Source organism: Blautia difficilis, from assembly GCF_014297245.1.
Taxonomy (GTDB): Bacteria; Bacillota; Clostridia; order Lachnospirales; family Lachnospiraceae; genus Blautia_A; species Blautia_A difficilis.
The window spans coordinates 15,244-35,774 of record NZ_JACOQG010000003.1; the positions used below are offsets into that span (position 1 = coordinate 15,244).

Annotated in this window: 18 protein-coding genes, 2 pseudogenes and 1 riboswitch; of the genes and pseudogenes, 2 read left to right on the forward strand and 18 right to left on the reverse strand. The window is 43.3% G+C overall.

The window, feature by feature from the left end; all coding sequences use genetic code 11:
* Nucleotides 1-55 precede the first annotated feature (55 nt).
* From H8Z82_RS03075 to H8Z82_RS03135, 13 genes and pseudogenes are all read right to left on the reverse strand, one after another.
* Nucleotides 56-1,489 (reverse strand): sirohydrochlorin cobaltochelatase, encoded by a 1,434-nt coding sequence (locus H8Z82_RS03075; RefSeq protein ID WP_186994202.1) that lies wholly within the window; start codon nt 1,487-1,489, stop codon nt 56-58.
* 201 nt (nt 1,490-1,690) lie between these two features.
* Nucleotides 1,691-1,866, reverse strand: a riboswitch (cobalamin riboswitch).
* A gap of 146 nt (nt 1,867-2,012) precedes the next feature.
* Nucleotides 2,013-2,327 (reverse strand): annotated as a pseudogene (gene hisI / locus H8Z82_RS03080) (phosphoribosyl-AMP cyclohydrolase); the annotation flags it as partial.
* 62 nt (nt 2,328-2,389) lie between these two features.
* Complete coding sequence (hisB, locus tag H8Z82_RS03085) at nt 2,390-2,980, reverse strand: imidazoleglycerol-phosphate dehydratase HisB (protein WP_186994204.1); 591 nt, start codon at nt 2,978-2,980, stop codon at nt 2,390-2,392.
* A gap of 17 nt (nt 2,981-2,997) precedes the next feature.
* Nucleotides 2,998-4,299 (reverse strand): histidinol dehydrogenase, encoded by a 1,302-nt coding sequence (gene hisD / locus H8Z82_RS03090; protein ID WP_186994205.1) that lies wholly within the window; start codon nt 4,297-4,299, stop codon nt 2,998-3,000.
* Nucleotides 4,292-4,948 carry an ATP phosphoribosyltransferase gene (gene hisG, locus H8Z82_RS03095; RefSeq protein ID WP_019161778.1) on the reverse strand — a complete coding sequence of 219 codons (657 nt, stop codon included), beginning with the start codon at nt 4,946-4,948 and terminating at the stop codon, nt 4,292-4,294. Before hisG ends, hisD begins: the two co-directional genes overlap by 8 nt.
* On the reverse strand, nt 4,949-6,067 hold the full coding sequence (hisZ, locus tag H8Z82_RS03100) for an ATP phosphoribosyltransferase regulatory subunit (RefSeq protein WP_186994206.1): 1,119 nt from the start codon (nt 6,065-6,067) through the stop codon (nt 4,949-4,951).
* A gap of 194 nt (nt 6,068-6,261) precedes the next feature.
* Nucleotides 6,262-6,795 (reverse strand): Holliday junction resolvase RecU, encoded by a 534-nt coding sequence (locus H8Z82_RS03105; protein WP_173742359.1) that lies wholly within the window; start codon nt 6,793-6,795, stop codon nt 6,262-6,264.
* A gap of 18 nt (nt 6,796-6,813) precedes the next feature.
* Nucleotides 6,814-7,395, reverse strand: coding sequence for a signal peptidase I (gene lepB / locus H8Z82_RS03110; RefSeq protein ID WP_186994207.1), 582 nt, complete (start codon nt 7,393-7,395; stop codon nt 6,814-6,816).
* Entirely contained in the window at nt 7,319-8,344 is a 1,026-nt protein-coding gene (locus H8Z82_RS03115) for an RluA family pseudouridine synthase (protein WP_186994208.1), read from the reverse strand. Before H8Z82_RS03115 ends, lepB begins: the two co-directional genes overlap by 77 nt.
* Before the next feature lie 83 nt (nt 8,345-8,427).
* Nucleotides 8,428-9,069, reverse strand: a complete 642-nt coding sequence (locus H8Z82_RS03120) for a hypothetical protein (RefSeq protein ID WP_186994209.1) — start codon at nt 9,067-9,069, stop codon at nt 8,428-8,430.
* Nucleotides 9,066-11,039: a YgiQ family radical SAM protein gene (locus tag H8Z82_RS03125; RefSeq protein ID WP_186994210.1), complete on the reverse strand. Its 1,974-nt coding sequence runs from the start codon at nt 11,037-11,039 to the stop codon at nt 9,066-9,068. The genes H8Z82_RS03120 and H8Z82_RS03125 overlap by 4 nt, the downstream gene beginning before the upstream one ends.
* A 55-nt stretch (nt 11,040-11,094) precedes the next feature.
* Nucleotides 11,095-11,907 (reverse strand): GTP pyrophosphokinase, encoded by an 813-nt coding sequence (locus H8Z82_RS03130; protein WP_019161785.1) that lies wholly within the window; start codon nt 11,905-11,907, stop codon nt 11,095-11,097.
* A 909-nt stretch (nt 11,908-12,816) separates the two neighbouring features.
* Nucleotides 12,817-14,268 (reverse strand): aminoacyl-histidine dipeptidase, encoded by a 1,452-nt coding sequence (locus H8Z82_RS03135; protein WP_186994211.1) that lies wholly within the window; start codon nt 14,266-14,268, stop codon nt 12,817-12,819.
* Between the two features lie 76 nt (nt 14,269-14,344).
* On the opposite strand from H8Z82_RS03135, the gene H8Z82_RS03140 reads away from it, so the two are divergent.
* The gene (locus H8Z82_RS03140; protein ID WP_186994212.1) at nt 14,345-15,301 is read left to right on the forward strand and encodes a nucleoside recognition domain-containing protein; all 957 of its coding nucleotides are present in this window, start codon (nt 14,345-14,347) and stop codon (nt 15,299-15,301) included.
* Here H8Z82_RS03140 and H8Z82_RS03145 read toward each other — a convergent pair.
* The 4 genes from H8Z82_RS03145 to H8Z82_RS03160 all read right to left on the reverse strand — a co-directional run bounded on the left by H8Z82_RS03145 (nt 15,298) and on the right by H8Z82_RS03160 (nt 17,438).
* Complete coding sequence (locus H8Z82_RS03145) at nt 15,298-15,924, reverse strand: ATPase (RefSeq protein WP_186994213.1); 627 nt, start codon at nt 15,922-15,924, stop codon at nt 15,298-15,300. The two genes, H8Z82_RS03140 and H8Z82_RS03145, sit on opposite strands and share 4 nt — an antisense overlap.
* A 21-nt stretch (nt 15,925-15,945) precedes the next feature.
* Complete coding sequence (gene coaD / locus H8Z82_RS03150) at nt 15,946-16,431, reverse strand: pantetheine-phosphate adenylyltransferase (RefSeq protein WP_026076975.1); 486 nt, start codon at nt 16,429-16,431, stop codon at nt 15,946-15,948.
* 63 nt (nt 16,432-16,494) lie between these two features.
* Nucleotides 16,495-17,046, reverse strand: coding sequence for a 16S rRNA (guanine(966)-N(2))-methyltransferase RsmD (gene rsmD, locus H8Z82_RS03155; RefSeq protein WP_186994307.1), 552 nt, complete (start codon nt 17,044-17,046; stop codon nt 16,495-16,497).
* Nucleotides 17,043-17,438 (reverse strand): methylglyoxal synthase, encoded by a 396-nt coding sequence (locus H8Z82_RS03160; protein WP_019161792.1) that lies wholly within the window; start codon nt 17,436-17,438, stop codon nt 17,043-17,045. The genes rsmD and H8Z82_RS03160 overlap by 4 nt, the downstream gene beginning before the upstream one ends.
* A gap of 240 nt (nt 17,439-17,678) precedes the next feature.
* Between H8Z82_RS03160 and H8Z82_RS17880 the strand changes: the two genes are divergently transcribed.
* Nucleotides 17,679-17,951: a small, acid-soluble spore protein, alpha/beta type gene (locus tag H8Z82_RS17880; RefSeq protein ID WP_243176384.1), complete on the forward strand. Its 273-nt coding sequence runs from the start codon at nt 17,679-17,681 to the stop codon at nt 17,949-17,951.
* On the opposite strand, the pseudogene H8Z82_RS03170 reads toward H8Z82_RS17880, so the two are convergent.
* Nucleotides 17,899-20,469, reverse strand: a pseudogene (locus H8Z82_RS03170) (YfhO family protein); the annotation flags it as partial. The gene H8Z82_RS17880 and the pseudogene H8Z82_RS03170 overlap by 53 nt on opposite strands.
* Between the last annotated feature and the right edge of the window lie 62 nt (nt 20,470-20,531).

A 20,531-nucleotide genomic window follows, 5' to 3' on the forward strand; every position in this document is an offset into this window, starting at 1 on the left:
GCAGATTCTGTTGCCTGTACCGGTTATCCGGCAGGCCTGATTTTATTTAATTTGATTATTCAGCATCTGCTTCTTCTGTTGCTGTTTCATCTGCTGCTGCATTATCTGTTGCAGTTTCATCTGTTGCTTCATTTTCTGATGCAGTTTCATCATCTGCTGCTTCAGCGTTCTCATCTGCAGCTGCATCATCTGTTGCTCCCAGGGAGTCGATTGCTGCTTTTGTATGAGCTACATACAGATCTTCTACTGCTGCAATTCTTCCAAGTCCTTCGATCTGGCAGTCAACACTGTCGAAATCTCCAGATGCTACAAACTGGCTCTTCCAGGAATCTTCATCATCGCCGGCCATATCGTTGTTTGCATGGTCACCTGCAACAACCATCAGAGGACGAATGATTACATTCTTGAATCCTGCTTCTTTTACCTTTTCGATTACTTTATCGCATGCGGTATCTTCCGGTTCACCTTCAACAGTACCGATGAAAGCGTTTGTGAATCCAAGATCATTCATCTGTGTCTGCATCTGGTCGTAGGTTACGTTTGCTGTATGGGAAGTACCATGTCCCATGAATACAAATGCTGTACCAGCATCTGCGGCTGCCTTCATATCATCGAATCCGGCTACCTTGCAAGCTTCATCTGTAATTGCCTGGGCAACTGCTTTTTTGTCATCGTTGATCACAGTAGCGTCATCACCAACCTCACCAAGCATTGGTTCAGCGATTGCTACAGATTCAAATTTATCTTTGTATTCATCAATTGCTTCTGTCATTTCATCATATTCAGCACCATGCATCAGATGAGTAGGCTGTACAACCAGGTTCTTAACGCCGTTAGCTACTGCACGGTCCAGTGCCTGCTGCATGTTGTCGATCACTTCGTTATCTCTTGCCTGTACATGGTTGATGATGATCTGTGCTGTGAAAGCTCTTCTTACAGACCAGTCCGGATATGCTGCTGCCAGAGCATCTTCAATGCCTTTGACATCCTCTGCACGGCTGTCGTTAAAGGAGGTACCAAAGCTTACTACTAAAAGCTCGTTTTCACCGATTTCATCCTGGTTGCGAGGATCATCTTTGGAAGCATCTCCTGTGTCACGTCCGAAGTAGTCAGGATCTGCATTTTCACCTGTTACCAGTTCCTTCTGGGCATCTGTCAGCTTATCCCATGCTTCTTTGGCTGCCTTACAGTCATCATCTGTTGTGTCTGTTCTTTCCTGAACATAGATTTTATCGATCAGTGCGCCAACCTCATCAGCTGCCTTCTGATCATCGGAAGAAGCATCAGCATCTGCGGAAGCGTCATCTGTAGCTTCTGCATCTTCTGCTGCTGTATCCTCTGTAGCTGCTGCGTCATCTGTAGCAGCTGCGTCATCGGCGGATTCTTCTGTAGCTGCGTCCTCTGCAAATGCAACTGTGCCGGTAGCTGCTGTCATAGAGCAAGTCATTGATACTGCTAACAATAAGGCTAACATAGATTTTCTTTTCATGGTGTTTATCCTCTTTTAATAATTAAATATTTCCGGACGGATGTATGCAAAGAAAAACAGCCACATCTCCGCAGCTGTTACTTTTCTCATTATACACGGTTTGTATCGGATTTCGTAAATACCGCATCTAACATAAGGATCCGGCAGGATACGATAAGAACTATGTAAGTCATGAGAACAAAGGTACTGTAAACCGCAGACCTCAAATTCCACGCTAAGGCAGATCTCCTGACTTCGTTCATCGCTGCTTCTCCCTTCCCGGTAAACCAGTGGTTCTGAAAAACAGCTCCCTTACACAGTGACGGTATCGTTCCGGATTCTCACCGGATTCCCTTTTGCACATCCATTAGGATGCAACCTTAACGTTATAACTCTTGCACATATTCAATTCGGATACTCTTTTTTTACCACAAATTTTAAAGATTGTCAAGAATAAGACGAAAATTAGCAAAAATCGTTTTGTATTTTTCAGACATTTTTCCGGATATTGGGAGTATAATGTCGAAAATCTTCAGAAAGCTTACCTTTGGTACAGTGGTTTGAAAAAGCAGGTTCTGTTTCCGGTGTGACAGGCGGCTCCCACCTGCTCCACCCTGGCCAGGATAGTGTCGTTGTCGCAGTCCAGGGTAAGGGATTTCACATATTGGAGATGTCCGGAGGTCAGACCCTTGGTCCACAGTTCATTGCGGCTTCTGCTCCAGTAGGTCATTTTTCCTGTCTCCACAGTGGTATTGTAGGCCTCTTCATTCATATAGGCCAACATCAGTACTTCACCAGTCTCATAGTCCTGTGCTATTACAGGTACCATTCCGTCACTGTTTAACTTAAAGTCTGCCCAGGTGAAGGTTTTTTCCCCGGACTGCTGTACAGGGGTAATTTTTTTATTCATATATGCCTCCTTTATGCCAGACTTCCCTTTGTGGAAAGTACGTCTGTGATCCGTGGGTCATAGGAGGTAGCTGCGTCCAGTGCCTTGGCGAAGCTTTTGAACATGGCTTCTGCCACATGGTGATTGTTGCCGCCGCTTAAGACCTTGATGTGCAGGTTCATGCCGCAGGAATAGGAAATAGCATAGAAAAACTCCTTCACCATTTCTGTAGACATATCTCCGATCCGGTCAGCGGTAAACTCTGCATCCCAGGCAAAATAGGGTCTGCCGGACAGGTCAATGGCACAGAGCACCAGGGATTCATCCATAGGAAGGATGCAGCTTCCGTAGCGTTTTATGCCCTTTTTGTCACCGATTGCCTCTTTTAATGCTGTTCCCAGTACAATTCCGGTGTCCTCAATGGTGTGGTGGTCATCTACCTGCAGATCTCCCTTTACTTTTACGTTCAGGTCAAAAAGTCCGTGTCTGGTAAAGCCGTCCAGCATGTGGTCAAAAAATCCTACGCCTGTCTCAATATGAGAACATCCGGTTCCGTCCAGGCTGATCGTTAATTTAATTTGTGTTTCTTTTGTATTTCTTTCTACCGAAGCTTCTCTGGCCATTGTATGTCTCCTTCTGATTAGTTCTCTTCTTCCTCAAAACGTACTGCAATGGAGTTTGCATGTGCAGTCAGCTGTTCAGATGTTGCAAACTGGACAATATCCTTGTGGATGTCCCTCAGTGCAGCTTTGGAATAATAGACAATGCTGGATTTTTTGATAAAGTCATCTACAGAAAGGGCGGAGAAGAATTTGGCAGTTCCGTTGGTGGGAAGTACGTGGTTTGGTCCTGCAAAATAATCTCCCAGAGGTTCAGAGCTGTATTCTCCGATAAAAATAGCTCCTGCATTCTTAACCTTCATCATATCCTCAAAGGGGTTGGCTGTAACAATCTCCATATGTTCCGGTGCAATTTCATTGGCTGCCTCAATAGCCTCATCCATGTCCTCTGCAATCAGGATGTAGCCGAAATTATCCAGGGACTTCTGGATGATCTCTTTTCTGGAGAGAACTTCTACAAAGCCCTTTACTTCCTGGTCCACCTTATCTGCAAATTCCCGGCTGGTAGTGATCAGGATGGCGCAGGCCAGTTCGTCATGCTCAGCCTGGGAAAGAAGGTCTGCTGCCACATAGCGTGGGTTGGCAGTTTCATCGGCCAATACCAGGATCTCACTTGGACCTGCAATAGAGTCAATGCTTACATAGCCATATACTGCTTTCTTTGCCAAAGCTACGAAAATATTTCCAGGGCCTACAATTTTGTCTACCTTTGGAATGCTTTCTGTACCATAAGCCAGAGCTCCCACTGCCTGGGCTCCGCCTACCTTGTAGATCTCATCTGCTCCGGCCTCTCTTGCTGCTACCAGTGTGGAAGCACATACTTTGCCGTCCTTTCCCGGAGGGGTGGTCATTACAATATGGGGTACTCCTGCAACCTTGGCAGGCACAATATTCATAAGTACAGAGGAAGGATAAACTGCCTTTCCGCCTGGAACATAGACACCTACGCGGTTTAAGGGAGTTACCTTCTGTCCCAGCATGGTTCCGTTTGTGGTACTTGTAAACCAGCTGTTCTGGATCTGTTTTTCATGGTAGGTACGGATATTTACCAGTGCCTTGCGGATCACATCCAGCAGTGCAGGATCAATGGTGTCATAAGCTTCCTTGATCTCTTCTTCTGTAACGCGGATGGTGTCCTTATTGATTTCTACTTTGTCAAACTGCTTTGTATAGGCGAAAAGGGCTTCGTCCCCTTCACTTTTTACCTTTGCCAGAATTTCTGCTACTGCAGATTCAAATTTTCCGTAATTATTAGGGCTTCTTTTCAGCAGATTTCCCAGAATATCTCTGGTAGATTCTTTGGTTAATGTTACTTTACGCATTTTTATTTTCCTCCTGCAGGACTTTACGCAAGTCGTGGATCAGCTTGCGGATTCTCTCATTTTCCATTTTCATGCTTACCTGGTTTACTACCATTCTGGCTGACAGAGGGCATACCTCCTCCAGCACCTTCAGGCCGTTTTCCCTGAGGGTGCTTCCTGTCTCTACAATGTCTACGATCACTTCGGACAGGCCTACGATAGGTGCCAGCTCAATAGAACCATTTAATTTGATAATGTCTACCGTCTGGTGCTTCTTATTATAGAAGTAATCCTTGGCAATGTTTGGGTATTTGGTTGCCACACGGATCAGCTGGTTATTCTCCAGTACCTCTCTGGCGCTTTCCGGACCGCAGACACACATTCTGCATTTGCCAAAGCCCAGATCCATAACCTCATACAGCTTGCGGCCTTCCTCCAGAAGGGTATCCTTTCCCACAATTCCGATGTCAGCTGCACCGTACTCTACATAGGTAGGTACATCCGGACCCTTAGCCAGGAAAAATTTCATTTTCAGTTCTTCGTTTACAAAGATCAGCTTACGGGTATCCTTGTCCCGGATCTCCTCACAGGTAATTCCGGCTTTCTCAAGTACATCCATTGTTTTATTGGCAAGTCTGCCCTTTGTAAGGGCAAATGTCAGGTATCTCATTTATCTGGCCTCCTTTTTCAAGCGTAATGCCACGCTGTGTCCCTCTGTACGGAGCTTCTGGGCTTTTGCAATGGCTTCGGTCCGGTCTGCCGGTCCATATTGGATCACTGACCGTTTTTCTTCTTTTTCGGAAATGATCTTCTGGCTGGAAAGAGCCAGAAGCAGGTTGTCTACCTCAATGGCAAAGCCAATGGATGCGGCAGGTTTTCCAAAATGCTTCATCAGCCCGTTGTAACGTCCACCCTTGATCATAGGCTCTCCGGTTCCATAGGTATAGGCCTGGAAAATAATACCTGTATAATACTGATACTTGCTCAGCATGCCGAAATCAAAGGAAACATATTTTTCATATCCGTAAATCTTCAGAATTTCATAAATCTCACGGAGTCTGGCTACTGCCTCCAGAGCCCTTGCATTGTTGGTCAGCTTTCTGGCTTTATCCAGAACCTCTGTGGAACCAAACATCTGTGGGATCTCCACAAAAGCCTTCGCTATGCTTTCCTTTAATTTCTGTTCTTCTACAAACTCCTCCACACCAAAGGCATTTTTCTGGGAGATCAGGGAACGGAGACGTTCCTCGGCCTCTGCATTAAGCTCTGCCTCCTTCAGAAGGGATTTGAAATAATCCACCTGTCCCACACTGATCTGAAACTCAGTCAGACCTGCAGCCAGCAGGCACTCCACTGTCATTGCCAGAAGCTCTGCATCTGCATCTGCAGATTCATCACCAATACGCTCCACACCCATCTGGGTGGTTTCCTTTAATCTGCCTCTGTAGCTGGAATTATTAATAAAGGTATTGCCTGTATAGCACAAGCTTACCGGCTCCTGGTCCGGTGAAAAGTAAGTGGCACAGGCTCTGGATACGGAAGGGGTAAAGTCCGGTCTCAGCACCAGGGTATTGCCCTCCCTGTCAAAAAATTTATACAGCTCTCTGGATGGAATAGTTCCCACCTCCCGGCTGAAAACCTCAAAATATTCAAAGGTAGGTGTCTCTATATCTTCGTAGCCATACTGATGGAAAACACGGTGGATCCTCTCCTGTACCTTCCTCTTCTGGCTGCATTCGCCATTGTAAATATCCCTTACACCCTCTGGTGTATGAAAAATACGCTCCATTGCGTGGTCCTCCTTGTCTTCCATTCTACTTTAGTATGCTACCATGTTACTACGATGATGCATAAACTAGATAAGATTATACTGGTTTATTCTGAAAATGTCAATCCTGTATTTTGTTATTACTATTTTCTATATTATTATTTTCTTATGGTCAGTCAGTCTGTTACTGTTCACTCCGTTCACAGTAACGTCAATCAGTCTCTGTGATCCAGATCTTTCTGCAGGCCCTCCAGATAGGGAACCAGAAATCCCCCTCTTTTTTCCAGATAATATTCCGGGGATAATTCTTCTCTGCGGAAGCTTTTCCTGCCCCCATCCTCCATCCTCTGCCAGAAAACCATCAGATCCCGCAGGGGCAGATAATAGAAAAGATTTTCATGACTGAAAAAGATAAGAAAAAAGGCCACCCCTCCCTGCTTCTCAAAGCTCTCCATGAACTCTACCTGATGAGAATGGATATTTGCCAGCGGAAAGGTATCCGTACAGCATTCCTTGGCATCAAAGCAGACAGGGATTCCCTGTACTGCTCCAATATAATCCACGGTACTGCGCTGTTCAAAATATGCCAGGGTGATGTGCCTGTTTTCCTTGTCCATGCGGACAGGGGTAATGGGAGTAGGGATTTTCTGGATCAGTGCCAGTCCCTTTTCCCTGTATTGTTCATTTGTCCGGTTTACCAGCTCCTCCAAAGTAGAGCCGCGCAAGCCTCTGCTGTTCCAGGTTGCCAATGGTTTTTCCTCGTGATCTTATGTATTTTTTTCTGCAGGTTTCCCAAGAACCTTCAGGGAAGGATAATAACGGAAAAATGCCTTTCCCACAAGTTCATCCCAGGTTACATAGTTGCTGGTTTTCCAGAGCCGAGAATCCTTGGAATGATTCCGGTTGTCCCCCAGGACAAAATAGCTGTTCTCCGGTACCTGATATGGTCCGAAATCTCCCTTGGGTGTTTCCGGTACAAAGCTGTCATCCAGCGGTGTCCGGGAATCGTTAATATATACCTTTCCATCCAGGATCTGTACCTTTTCCCCGGGCAGACCGATCACCCTCTTGATGTAAAGCTTGCTCTCATCATCGGGATACTTAAAGATCACGATGTCAAATCTTTCCGGATCCCTGAATTTCTTTGTATAGTTATGTCCAAAGAAATCTATATTGATACCATAGGCCAGGCGGAAGCCAAAGATCCTGTCACCGGTCATAATGGTTTTCTCCATAGAAGGTGATGGAATTTTGGCATTGATCAGAACTACATTATTGACCACAGTTACGATCACCACTACTAGGATGATCATCCTGGCATACTCCCACACTAATTTCCAGATTTTCATAATAGCTCCCCTCTAAATGCTCCTCATTTAATATGTTTTCAAACAGCTGTGGTACTTTTGCCAAAAAGGTTTGTCCTGTCTGTGGTATTTCCAGCTTGTATGCATGGAGCAGCTGATTTCTGACTCCAAATTTTGTGTAAGCTCTGTTAAAATCTCTGTCCCCGTATTTGGCATCTCCCAAAAGGGGATGTCCGATACTTCCCAGGTGGGCACGGATTTGATGAGTTCTTCCTGTGATCAGTTCTACTTCCAGCAGGGTTACCCGTCCGTTACTCCCCAAAGGACGGTACCCTGTCTCTATAGGCAGAGAATCCTCAAACTGTTTTTCTGACACTGTCACTTTATTTGTTTTTTTGTTTTTATGCAGATAGCCTTTAATATGTTCCCCTTTTTCAAGTCTGCCCTTTACCAGGCAGAGATAATATTTATGGAGACTTCTGTCATGAAAAATCCCGGAAAGAAACTGAAGACCTGCCAGGCTTTTGCCGGCGCACACCAGCCCACTGGTATTGCGGTCCAGCCTGTTGCACACAGATGGGCGGAAGGTCTTTAACTGTTCCTCAGTAAGCTCTCCCTTTTTCAGCAGATAGCCGGTCACATATTCTACCAGTGAAGGCTGTCCGTCATCTGCAGGCTGGGACAGCATACCTGCAGGTTTGTTGATGATAATAATGTCCTTGTCCTCATATACTACATCCAGATGGCAATAGGCCCTGGGCACCTGGGTATTCCCTGCAAATTTCTCAAAGGTTTCATCACTGAGAAAAAATTTAACAGTATCCCCCTCCAGAAGCTTTTCATTTCCGGTAGCCTTTTTGCCGTTCAGGGTGATATTTTTCTTACGGAGCATTTTGTAAAAAAAGCTTTTGGGTGCTTCCTTCAGCACCTTTGCCAGATATTTGTCAAAGCGCTGTCCGGCTTCGTTTTCCTTTATAATTAATTCTTTCATATATAATAACTTTCTTCTTATACAATTATAATCAATTCTATTATGCTGAATTATATGATGGAAGATCTTCCTGTTTCTGTTTTTTACAGACAAAGTGCAAGGATGGTCTGTCGGATCAGTTCATTTCTGGAAAGCTCAGGATATTTCTCATCCGGAGTAAATTTGATTCCCTCTTCCAGGGTATCCTTATGTGCATTCATAGAATCCAGTCTTTCCAAAAAAGGTCTGAAATCTGTGAAAATCTTTACCGTAGCCTTGTATCCGTTTTTACGAACCACCTTCTGACAATTTTCCTCCATATAGGATGCATGGATCTTTGGGTCACTGCTGTAGGCAACTACTGTATTTCCGCAGACTGCCAGTGCATCAATATAGGCACTTTTTTCATAAAAGGTCATATACATCTCATAGGCCATGTCCAGCTCTCCCTGGTGTTCCCGGATCTGTTCATAAAGCGTTCTGTCCATAGGTCTGCATTTCAGGATCATAATCAGCCCTACCAGAGATTTACAGGCAGGGAGACATCCCACTACCGTAACCACTGTCCAGATGGTCATTCTGGTTTTGAAATAGATCCATGATGTAAAAAAGATAAAAAGAGGTACAGCAAAAAGAATAGCTGTAATGATCAGCTTTCGCTTCTTTTCACTTTGAAAATATCCGAAATCTCCTTTTTTCACTTTTTTTTCTGAGGTATTCTGTCTGCCTTTTGTATTTTGAGTCATCTCCTGCCTCCCCTGTTTTTCTTTTTTTCTGCAGTGTTCTTTCTAGTGTTGGTTTGTGTTCTGACATTGGCTTGTTTCCCACCGCTTCTGTTCTTTCTGTCTGCAGTCTTGGTTTTTCCGGAAGATCTGCGGTTTTTATCAGAACGGCTTTCGGAAGATGTATTTTTACTATGTTCACGGATGGGACGTATCAGACATTTCGGTCCGTAGCCTACCAGATCCATTCTGCCTGCTATTTTCAATCCTTCCAGCACCAGTTCCCTGTTCTCAGGATTTTTGTACTGCATGAGAGCCCTCTGTATGGCTTTCTCATGAGGATTTCTGGGTACATAAACCTTCTCCCCTGTGAGAGGATGGATCCCTGTGTAATACATACAGGTAGAAAGGGTGGATGGGGTTGGATAAAAATCCTGTACCTGCTCCGGTGTAAATCCCAGATCTCTCACATATTCTGCCAGCTTCACAGCTTCCTTCATGGTACAGCCCGGGTGGGAAGACATAAAATAGGGAACTGCGTACTGCTGTTTTCCGGTCTTTTTATTGGCTGCATTATATTCATGAAGAAATTTCTCATAGACGCTGTGGCTGGGCTTTCCCATATATTTCAGCACCTGGTCGGAAACATGTTCCGGTGCCACTCTCAGCTGGCCGCTTACATGATGCTCTACCAGCTCTCTCAGGAAGGTCTTATCCCTGTCTGCCACTACATAATCAAAACGTACTCCAGAACGGATAAATACTTTCTTTACTCCGGAAAGCTTTCGCAGCTTACGGAGAAGTGAAACATAATCCGAATGATCCACGGTAAGGTTTTTGCAGGGTTCAGGGAAAAGACACTGTTTATTTTTGCACACGCCCTTTGTCAGCTGTTTCTGGCAGGAGGTCTGGCGAAAATCTGCAGTAGGACCTCCCACATCATGGATATATCCCTTAAATTCCGGATCCTTTGTCATTCTCTCGGCTTCCCGGATCAGTGACTCATGGCTTCGGGTCTGGAGAATCCGTCCCTGATGAAAGGTAAGAGCACAGAAATTACAGCCTCCGAAGCATCCTCTGTTGCTTGTCAGGCTGAATTTAATCTCCTCCAGAGCAGGAATACCGCCCAGTTTTTCATACATAGGATGAATCCGCTCTGTGTAGGGAAGGGCATATACATCATCCATCTCTGTCTGGGTCAGAGGCTTTGCCGGAGGATTCTGCACAATATAGCCTCTGCTTCCATAAAATTCTGCCAGTGGTCTGGCTGTGAAAGGATCTGTATTTTCATACTGGACAGCAAAACTTTCTGCATAGATTTTCTTATCCTCCTTTACTTCATCAAAGGAAGGAAGCAGAATAGGTTCATACACTCTGTCCAGATCCTTGCATTTAAACACAGTTCCTGGAATATAGGTAATCTCCTCTACAGGAATTCCGCTTTCCAGGGAATCTGCGATCTCCACAATAGAGTGCTCTCCCATTCCATAGGAAATCAGATCAGCACCTGAATCCAGAAGTACGCTGTGTTTAACCTTGTTTTCCCAGTAATCATAGTGGGCAAGCCTGCGCAGGCTTGCTTCAATACCGCCCAGGATAATGGGCGTTTTTTTGTAGGTCTGACGGATCAGATTGCTGTAAACGATCACAGCACGATCCGGTCTCAGCCCCATCTTACCTCCAGGTGAGTAAGAATCCTTCTGTCTGTGCTTTTTGGATACCGTATAATGGTTCACCATGGAATCCATATTTCCGGCAGAAACCAGAAATCCCAGCCTGGGTTCCCCAAAAACCTGGATACTTTCCTTTTTTCTCCAGTCCGGCTGACTGATGATCCCTACCTTATATCCCCTGCTTTCCAATAGCCGGCTGATAATTGCCGTACCGAAAGAAGGATGGTCCACGTAGGCATCCCCTGTCACATAGACAAAGTCTGCCTGTTCCCATCCTCTCTCTTTCATTTCTTTCCTTGTTACGGGTAAAAAATCCTGCATTTATATTTCCTCGTATGTATACTTATGATTTTATCTGATCTGCCCTGAGAACGGTTTATACATGATGATAAACTGCCTGTGCCCTGTAACCCTCAGAAATAATATCCAGCTGCCTATGGAAACGCTCCAGCTGTTGCAGATCCTTGGTACGGAACACTCGCAGGAACTCATCCTGAATCTTCATGATTTCCCGCTTATTAGCAATCTTATACAAGTTCTCAATATTGATCAGAATATCCTTCACCAGATTGGACTGTAGCTGAGATGAATTCTGGGCATCCATAATCTCATTACGCACAGAAGACATCTCCCGGTCCAGGGCGTTGATAGCATCTGCAGCCTTGCTCAGACGCTCTGCCACATGCTCCGGCATATCCCCTTTATATTTATATTGCAGGGAATGCTCAATGGTAGCCCAGAAATTCATAGCCATTGTACGGATCTGAATCTCAGCCTGTAGCTTCTTTGGACCCTTTACCGTATCAACGGTATAATAAATGATCAGATGATAGCTCCGGTATCCACTCTGTTTAATATGCTTCAGATAATTCTTCTCACTCTTTATGGTCATATCGCTGCGCTTCTGGATCAGAGAGGCTACTGTCTCAATATCCTCCTCAAACTGACAGATAATACGCACACCGGCAATATCCTCAACTTCCTCTTCCATGCGTTCCATAGGAATCTGCTTACGCTGCATTTTCTCCAGAATACTGCTGACACTCTTCACCCTGCCCTCAACCTGCTCAATGGGACAGTAGATATCATTTTCCTTGCATTCATCAATAATATGGTTAAATTTCACTTCCAGCTCTCTCACAGCCAGCTCATAAGGGCATAAAATGCTTCTCCATAACTGTATTTCCATCTTAAATCGCTCCTTGCATTTCATACATTTTTTTATTATAACATAGAATTTCAAAAATATCTTCTGAATCTGAATAGTTTATAATTTTTTTCGAAAAGCCTTTGGTACCAGGTGGGGCATTCTGATATATACTATGCAGATTCATGCTAGGATAGAACTATATTTGTTATTTTAACGGACGCAGGAGAAACATAGGGTGGGGGACTCGGTTTCCGGACGCTAAGTGATACTAGGTTTGGGAAAATCAGCTAAATACGTTCAAAATTGGGCCAAACTCGCTTCGCTCAGACAGTGTCCCAATTTTGAACAACGCCGATTTCCCCGAACCAAGTATCACTAAGCAGTTACTGTTCACTCCGTGCCCAGTAACACGCTTCGCGATGCACAGAATTTATGCTAATCGCATAAATTCGCGCGGTATGTCTCGGGTTTTCTGTGACCTTCGCTCACAAAAAACACCTCGCGGGATATTACCAGTGAACAGTAACACTAAGCATCCTCCAAAATCGTCCCCCACCCTATGTTTCTCCTGCTGGCACTTCAAGACGGGAACTGGAAATGTGTGTTTATAGTATTCTCTAATTATTGGCACAGTGCATTTATATTTGCTACTGGCATATTATGCTTCATTGTTTGCACAGCATGAACCTCAGAAACTCTTCTGGCGATTTTTGGAGGGAGCGTAGTAACTCTTAGTTTCGGGAAATACGCGTTATGAGCAAATTGCCGCACTGTTTGAGCGTCAGCGAGTTTGCGCAATTTGCGAATGGTTTTAGCGGATTTTCCGGGACTTAGAGTTACTTGCTCCCGGAAACTGAGCCAGAAGAGTTTCTGCGGTTCATGCGTCCCCATACCCGCAAAAAAGCACCCTGCCATCACCAACATGTGACAGCAGGATGCCCCTTACAATCAGTCTTTCAGTGCCTCCAGCACCTTTATCAGATAGTTCCATACTCTCCGTGTAGAAGAAATACCCAGCTTCTCCTCAGAAGTATGAATATCAATAATATCCGGTCCCAGGGATACACAGTCCAGTCCTTCCATCTTTTTATAGAAGAGTCCGCACTCCAGCCCTGCATGGATTGCCACCACCTTCGGCTTCTCCCCATACATCTGCTTATAAACCTCTACCATTTTATCGCGGAGAGGAGAATCCTTACGGTACTCCCATGCAGGATATGCACCCTTGATCTCATATTCTCCACCCAGAAATTCTGTCAGATATTCCAGTTTATCAGAAAGATTCTTTCCGGCAGCCTCCACAGAACTGCGGATACTGGAGCTTGCAGTTACTTCATCTTCAGAAGTAACTAAAATTCCTATATTAGAGGAAGTCTCCACCAGTCCGGAGATGGTTCCGCTCATCTTCTGAATACCAAAAGGAACATTCATCAGATAGAATACAACCTTTTCCCTGCTGGTGGGATGAAGAACTCTTGCCTCCTGTGCTCCTTCATCTGTAAGGAGTACTGTAATTCCTTCATCTGTTCCGGTATATTCTTCACGCCATGCTTTTTGGAGCTCTGCAGCAAAGGCCTTTACATTCTCCAGTTCCTCAGCTTCGATCAGAAGCTTTGCTTCCGCTTCTCTTGTAATGGCATTATCCTTCTGTCCTCCCTGTACGGAGATCAGTTCATAATCTGTTGTTTTTCTCAGGCTATAGAGGAAAGTTCCCAGTAATTTATTGGCATTGGCACGGTTTTTGTCAATTTCTGCACCTGAGTGCCCGCCCATAAGTCCGGTAATTTTCACTGCAATTTTCTCACCCTTGGCATCAACTCTGGCAACCGGAAGGTGACTGATCCCGGACATTCCGCCTGCGCAGCTGATCCACAGACTTCCCTCAGCTTCAGAATCCAGATTAATGAATCTGCGGCCTTTCAGCACACTACAGTCAAATCCCACTGCTCCCAGCAGGCCGATTTCTTCATCTACAGTGATAAATACTTCCAGAGGCGGATGGGCAATAGTATCACTGTCCAGAATTGCCAGTCCATATGCCACAGCAACACCGTCATCTCCACCCAGGGTAGTTCCGTTTGCAGAGATATAATCGCCCTCTACAGAAAGCTTAAGGGCATCCTTTGTAAAGTCATGGACTACATCCGGACGTTTTTCACAGACCATATCCATATGACCCTGGAGAATTACAGTAGGAGCATTCTCATATCCCGGGGTTCCGGGTTTGTAGATCACCACATTATTCATTTCATCCTGGATATACTTCAGTCCACGATCCTTTGCGAACTGTACCAGATAATCACTGATCTGTTTTGTGTTCCCTGAGCCATGGGGAATCTTGCAGATTTCTTCAAAATAATGAAATACGTTTTTAGGCTCACAGTTTTCTAATATTGCCATAATATTACCTCCAAATTTTCCTGATGTGAATTTTTTATTATTGTACAGCATATGTTTTACAAAAAAAGGTTTGCTTATGAGATCAATTCTACTTACCGCCGGAACCGGGCTCCTCCTTGTGTTTCTACTGCTTCATCCCGGAGAGGGGCTGGCTTCTGCCAGAGCAGGAATGACTTTGTGGCTGAACACTCTGCTTCCTACCCTTCTTCCCTTTATGATTCTGACAGGTGTACTGATCCATACAAAGGGAATCGAAAAAATCCTATCACCTCTGAAACCTGTATTCCGTTTCTTCCTGGGAACAGATGTCTACGGTGGCTATGTTTTTATCCTTGGAATGGTCTGCGGTTATCCAATGGCTGCCAAGCTTGCTTCTGATCTGTATGAGACCGGCAGGATCAGCAGAATAGAGGCACTCTATCTTACAACTTTTTGCAGTAGTGCAAGTCCTGTATTTATCATCACCTATCTGGGACATTTATGCCTGAATAACAGGATTCCTGTTCCTGTACTTTTTTTCATTTTGTTTTCCGGGAATATGGCAGCTATGGTTATTTTTCGGTTTGCAGTTTTCCGGAATCATAAAATTTTTCCTTCCAATGTCACAAAAAAAGCCAAGCCAGACACCTGTTATGAAAAAAAAGAGACATCCGAAGCCGACTCACCGGGAGTCATTCTTGATGTCTCTATTATGAACGGATTTGAAACAATTACCCGCCTGGGCGGTTATATTCTTCTGTTTTCTATTCTCACAGGATGTATCCGATATTACAGACCTTTTCCGGCCCTGATCCAATACATACTTCTGGGAATTACGGAAATCACCACAGGCCTCTCTCTGTTTGCTTCCGCTGATATCCCCTGGACTTTACGCTGTGTCCTGTCTGTCACAGCCACAGGTTTTGGCGGACTGTGCATTCTGGCTCAGACCAGAAGCATTCTCCATAAGGATCTGAGTCTGATCCCTTACCTTTCAGCAAAATGTATCAGTGGATTGCTTTCCGGAATTCTTATGCTTTGCTATCTGAATTAGTTCTCTCCCAAATCGTCTAACAGAACGTCATCATCCTTGTCATTATCATCATGATAAGAACCTGTGATTGCTGCTGCCTGTGCGGTCTGCGGTGCCAGCTCCTGACGGTTGTGGTTTACAACTTCCAGACAGCTCTGCAGAGCATCGATAAAGGATTTATATTTTGCACCGGCATCCTCAAGTGTTGTGTTGAGTACGCTGCCGATATTTGCCATCATATCATCTGTATAAGTGATCGCACTGAGACGAATGCTGTTTGCATCCTGTGTAGCAGAATCCAGAATCTCCTGAGCCTGTTTGTTAGCTGCATTGATGGTATCATTTGCCTGGGCATATGCTTTCTGCATGATCTCATGCTGTGTTACAAGCTCCTGAGCCTTTGCCTGGGCATCTGCAATCAGTGCATCTGCTTTGCTCTGTGCGTCTTCAAGAATGGCATCCTTGTTATTGATGATCTTCTGATAACGTTTGATCTCATCAGGTGTTTTCAGGCGGAGTTCTCTCAAAAGCTCCTCAATTTCTTCTTTATTTACTACGATCTTGGTAGTGGATAATGGCTGGAATTTACAGCTGTCCACATATTCCTCGATCTCACCGATAATCTGTTCAATTCTGCTGCTCATTGTACTCTCTCCTTATTTTCTCTATTTGTCTGCAAGAAGCTTCTTCTTGACTGCATCCGTTATTTCCTTAGGTGCAAATTTACTCAGATCGCCATTAAAATATGCCACTTCTTTCATAATAGTAGAACTTAAATATGCATATTCCAGGCTGGTAGTCAGAAACACTGTGTCAACATCCGGAGCAAGTACACGATTGGTCTGAGCCATCTGAAGTTCATATTCAAAATCAGTTACCGCCCGAAGCCCACGGATGATCACCTGAGCATGGTTTTCTCTGGCGAAATTAACAGAAAGACCCTCAAATGCTTTTATTTCAACATTAGGGATATCTTTTGTCGCCTTTTCTAATATATTAACACGTTCTTCCACAGAAAACAACGGACTTTTTGAAGAATTATGCAAAACGCCCACGATTACTCTGTCAAAAGAGAGGGCTGCACGCTGGATTACATCCAGATGGCCGTAGGTGGCCGGATCAAAGCTGCCCGGATATACTGCTGTCTTCATGTATTTTACACTCACTTTCCTCCGCACAGAATGTATGAAAACCATACATCCTCCGGAGCATATTTACACACGCTCCAGAAATACATGCTTGTTTGTTTTATATTCTTTGGAACGAAGCTGCCTGTATCCAAGAGATTCCAGATAAGCAAAATCTGTGTGCAGATCTGCTTCCACAATAATCAGTGTATTCTCATCCGCAACAGTACTGTCACGCAGATATTCAAGTACCTGACGCTCAAGCTCCTGATTATAAGGGGGATCCATGAAAATAATATCAAAAGCGCCCTTACCCTCAAGAGAACGAAGTGCCTGCAGCACGTCCATGTTCAGCAGTTTACCATTTTCAGCAAGTTTTGTAAATGAAAGATTTTCCCTGATGCAGGAACAGGCTTTGGGATTTTTCTCCACAAACACTGCATAAGAGGATCCCCGGCTCAATGCCTCAATGCCTATTCCTCCGCTTCCGGAAAATAAATCCAGAAACCGGCAGTCCAAAAGCTGGGGCTGTAAAATATTAAATAAGGTTTCCTTGATCCGGTCTGTGGTTGGTCTGGTATCCATTCCCGGAACTGTTTTTAAATTTAATCTTCTGGCTTTCCCTGCGATCACTCTCATTTCAGATTTAGTCTCCAATCCAGGTCTCCACGGGCAAGTCCTAAAATAAGAAGCTCTGCTGTAGCAATGTTGGTAGCTACAGGAATATTATACTGGTCGCATCTTTTGACGATACTCATAATGTCCGGTTCTTTGGGGTCAATCATTACAGGATTGTAGAACAGGATTACCATGTCCAGATCCTGTCTTTCTACCATTTCCATAAACTGTTTATCTCCACCTATGCTGCCGGCTAGGAATTTATGCACATGAAGGCTTGTCGCTTCTTCAATTCTTCGACCAGTGGTACCAGTTGCATAGACTTCATGTTTGGCAAGTATATTCTTATACGCAATGCAAAAATCTTCGATCAGTACTTTTTTGCTGTTATGTGCGATTATACCTAAGTTCATAGTCTCTCCTCTCCGTTTCTTTTATTAATTTCTACATGCATTATAACAAATTACTAAATAGAGTTCAATTAAAACTTCAAAAATATACAAAATTCATGATTTATTAATAAATCAACGATTTTTATAGAGTTTTCCATAGAATTCCACCATATACGAAAACTTCCAGAGTATTATTTCTCCGTCGTCATATACTAACATCGTAACACTAAACAAGCAATAACAACCAAGGAGGAAATGAATATGTCAAACACAAAATCTTCTAACCAGGCAGCTGTACCGGAAGCAAAGGGTGCATTAGACCGTTTCAAATTCGAGGTTGCAAACGAACTGGGTGTACCGCTTACTGATGGCTACAACGGAAACCTCACTTCCAAACAGAACGGCAGTGTTGGCGGATATATGGTGAAGAAAATAGTATCAGAACAACCAGCAATCCCAACACAGAGGCTGTACATCCGGCTTTCATGCCAGGGGAGAAATATTTTAATTCTATCTGATGCTGTCCTTTGCTGATCCTTGCACCCAGAAACATTCTGTTGGCTTTATTTGTCTCCTGTTTTTTGCCATCTACATACAAAGTCCAGCCATTGCTGTAGGGAATAGAAAATACTACTTCTTTATCTTCCTTCAGATTTATACTGCAGGTAATATTTCCTCCATCCACCTTTAGATCTTTCGGTGAATCTTCGCTTCTTTCTTGAGACAGTTCTGTAATCCCATCCATTGCCTGAGTGTAAATATCTATATTGTCTATCTTATATTTGCCTGGGACTGTGAACTCAAGAGTAATCTCATTTAAGGCATCTTCATTATATAGAAGATTTGCTCCATAATTGCTTCTTCCGCTGCCAAAGTTGTTTTTGGAAGAAAGTAATTGCAGTTTCTGTTCTTCTGTTTCACCATTATGAGCATAGTATATCTCTATTTGTCCTGTGGTTATATCTTTTTGTTCCAGGATTGTTCTGTATTTTTCATTAATCCCCCGGTATTTAAGGTTAGAAAAAGCAACGTATGTTTCACAGTTTTTCTTTCCCTTAAAGGTGAGTACACATTTTGCATTTTTGCCGGCCTCAATTACCCCATTTTCCCAGGTCATATTCTGCATATCTTTTATTTCGTAATCAAGTTTATTTACATGGAGCTTTAATTTCTCTGGGTTCATTCCCTTTGCATCATTTTCCTCCAGTACACATCCCTGAAGCATGGCTTCCTGCCGTTCCACAGGATTCATTCGTTCGTATTGTGTAACAGGAATATAACTGTCATAGGTATATACAAGGGGCAGGGAATTTTCATCCTTATAAATATATCTATCTTTCCTGCCTGTTATTTTCATTTCTTTCCTGAAATGATAGGGTGCAATCCCTTCCTTTGATACATAATATTTGACAGAAAATAATTTTAACAGCCAGCTTCTGCCATTTAAATTGTAAACGGCCTGATCCATGAAATTGCTCATATAGATTTCATCAAAAAAATTGCCTAAATCTTCCGGGGCAATAGAAAACTGATATTTTCCCCCATTCAGGTCATTTAAACAGGAGGTGTTGCTGATCATACCCATGTATTTCTGGTCAAAGCGAACCAAGGAACTATCTTCCAGAGATTTCAGGGCTTTTTCTACATTGGTATGGCATTTGGGATATGCCCGCCCTTTATTCACATAAGTAGAAATCACTGATTGGTCTTTAAATCTGTCACGTCCGTTTTCTGCGTAATAAAACCAGATATTACTTCCCACGCTTAAAACAATAAAACACATAGAAAACGCAGCCAAATACCAGCGGTTCTTAGTTAGAAGCTGATATCCTCCGATAAAAGTCAATCCAAGGAGCAGCAGAAGTAATCCGGCTGCCACATTATTGTTCTGATTAACAGTTGGATTAAAAATTAAAAATGCCGCATATATCAGGATGATTGCAACAATCAGCAGTTTTTTCTTTACAGACAGATGAAAGAATTCAGGAAACATTTTTACAAAAATATAGGCCAAAAGCATGGGAACTGCCCATGTCCATCTGTTTGTAGTATATGAGAAACCATTCATGATCCTGCCAAATATTGGAAAACATACCATAACTGTAAGTAATATCACACCCAGTTTAAGACTGAGATATTTCTTTCTCTGCATAAATAATACGATCAACGCAATCACACATATAGAAGCAACACCTATGTAAGAAAAGCGGGTCTTATTATTTCTTCCGATCAAAGAAGCCAGGAGCATCTGATAAAAGCGTTTGCTGTAGAGAATAGGCATATATCTTTCTGCTGTCATTCTGGAGTTCGTAAACATTGTTTTCAGCATAGGAAACAGAATCACTCCAGAAATCATCAGGGACAGAACTGTATAGACAAAAAATCTTCCAAAGACAGGTGTAAATTCCTTTAACCGAAAGCCTTTGAATTTGGTGAAATATCGAAATACTGCATAGATAACTGTAAAAATCCCAAGCATATAAAAGAAATAGAAGTTACTTACTCCTGCCAGAGTCAGAGCTCCAATATAGGTCCATGGCTTTTTTCCATCAAATATTTTGTCCGCTCCAAGCATGATCAATGGTAAATAGATACAGGGATTTATAAAATACGGATGATCCAGTCCTGTCACAATCATCCACTGGGAATAGACATAAATCAGGCTTCCCAATAAAACCGGGATTTTTTCGTTTTTATTATAAAAGCAATACCATGAGAATGTAATTCCTGCCAGATAATATCTGAAGAAGCATAGAAAATCATACAAGTATTCCGTATATCTTACAGGAACAAAGGCAGCACATAGATTTAGCGGATCTCCTATTACATAATAATGTAAGGTTGTCACAATATCTGAGCCAAATCCAATATGCAGATCCCATGTAGGAATTCTTAATCTGTGATGGATCAAAAGTTCTTTTATAATCTGGCGTAAATATTTTCCCCAGTATTCCAGCGTAATATAATGCTGTCGCAGACCATCTCCGTCACGCACAAAAGATTTTCCGTTCTTCCAGAATATGAACAGAATGATCATAAAAATTCCTGTCATTGCCGCAGAGTAAGCTATATAGTATGAACTTTTTCTTTTTAGTTTTTCCACTGAATTCTCCT

Bases quoted from the DNA above. Each gene is read 5' to 3' on its own strand.
- H8Z82_RS03075 (WP_186994202.1), bottom strand. From the start codon at position 1,489: ATGAAAAGAAAATCTATGTTAGCCTTATTGTTAGCAGTATCAATGACT.
- hisB (WP_186994204.1), bottom strand. From the start codon at position 2,980: ATGGCCAGAGAAGCTTCGGTAGAAAGAAATACAAAAGAAACACAAATT.
- hisD (WP_186994205.1), bottom strand. From the start codon at position 4,299: ATGCGTAAAGTAACATTAACCAAAGAATCTACCAGAGATATTCTGGGA.
- hisG (WP_019161778.1), bottom strand. From the start codon at position 4,948: ATGAGATACCTGACATTTGCCCTTACAAAGGGCAGACTTGCCAATAAA.
- hisZ (WP_186994206.1), bottom strand. From the start codon at position 6,067: ATGGAGCGTATTTTTCATACACCAGAGGGTGTAAGGGATATTTACAAT.
- lepB (WP_186994207.1), bottom strand. From the start codon at position 7,395: ATGAAAATCTGGAAATTAGTGTGGGAGTATGCCAGGATGATCATCCTA.
- H8Z82_RS03115 (WP_186994208.1), bottom strand. From the start codon at position 8,344: ATGAAAGAATTAATTATAAAGGAAAACGAAGCCGGACAGCGCTTTGAC.
- H8Z82_RS03120 (WP_186994209.1), bottom strand. From the start codon at position 9,069: ATGACTCAAAATACAAAAGGCAGACAGAATACCTCAGAAAAAAAAGTG.
- H8Z82_RS03125 (WP_186994210.1), bottom strand. From the start codon at position 11,039: ATGCAGGATTTTTTACCCGTAACAAGGAAAGAAATGAAAGAGAGAGGA.
- H8Z82_RS03130 (WP_019161785.1), bottom strand. From the start codon at position 11,907: ATGGAAATACAGTTATGGAGAAGCATTTTATGCCCTTATGAGCTGGCT.
- H8Z82_RS03135 (WP_186994211.1), bottom strand. From the start codon at position 14,268: ATGGCAATATTAGAAAACTGTGAGCCTAAAAACGTATTTCATTATTTT.
- H8Z82_RS03140 (WP_186994212.1), top strand. From the start codon at position 14,345: ATGAGATCAATTCTACTTACCGCCGGAACCGGGCTCCTCCTTGTGTTT.
- H8Z82_RS03145 (WP_186994213.1), bottom strand. From the start codon at position 15,924: ATGAGCAGCAGAATTGAACAGATTATCGGTGAGATCGAGGAATATGTG.
- coaD (WP_026076975.1), bottom strand. From the start codon at position 16,431: ATGAAGACAGCAGTATATCCGGGCAGCTTTGATCCGGCCACCTACGGC.
- rsmD (WP_186994307.1), bottom strand. From the start codon at position 17,046: ATGAGAGTGATCGCAGGGAAAGCCAGAAGATTAAATTTAAAAACAGTT.
- H8Z82_RS03160 (WP_019161792.1), bottom strand. From the start codon at position 17,438: ATGAACTTAGGTATAATCGCACATAACAGCAAAAAAGTACTGATCGAA.
- H8Z82_RS17880 (WP_243176384.1), top strand. From the start codon at position 17,679: ATGTCAAACACAAAATCTTCTAACCAGGCAGCTGTACCGGAAGCAAAG.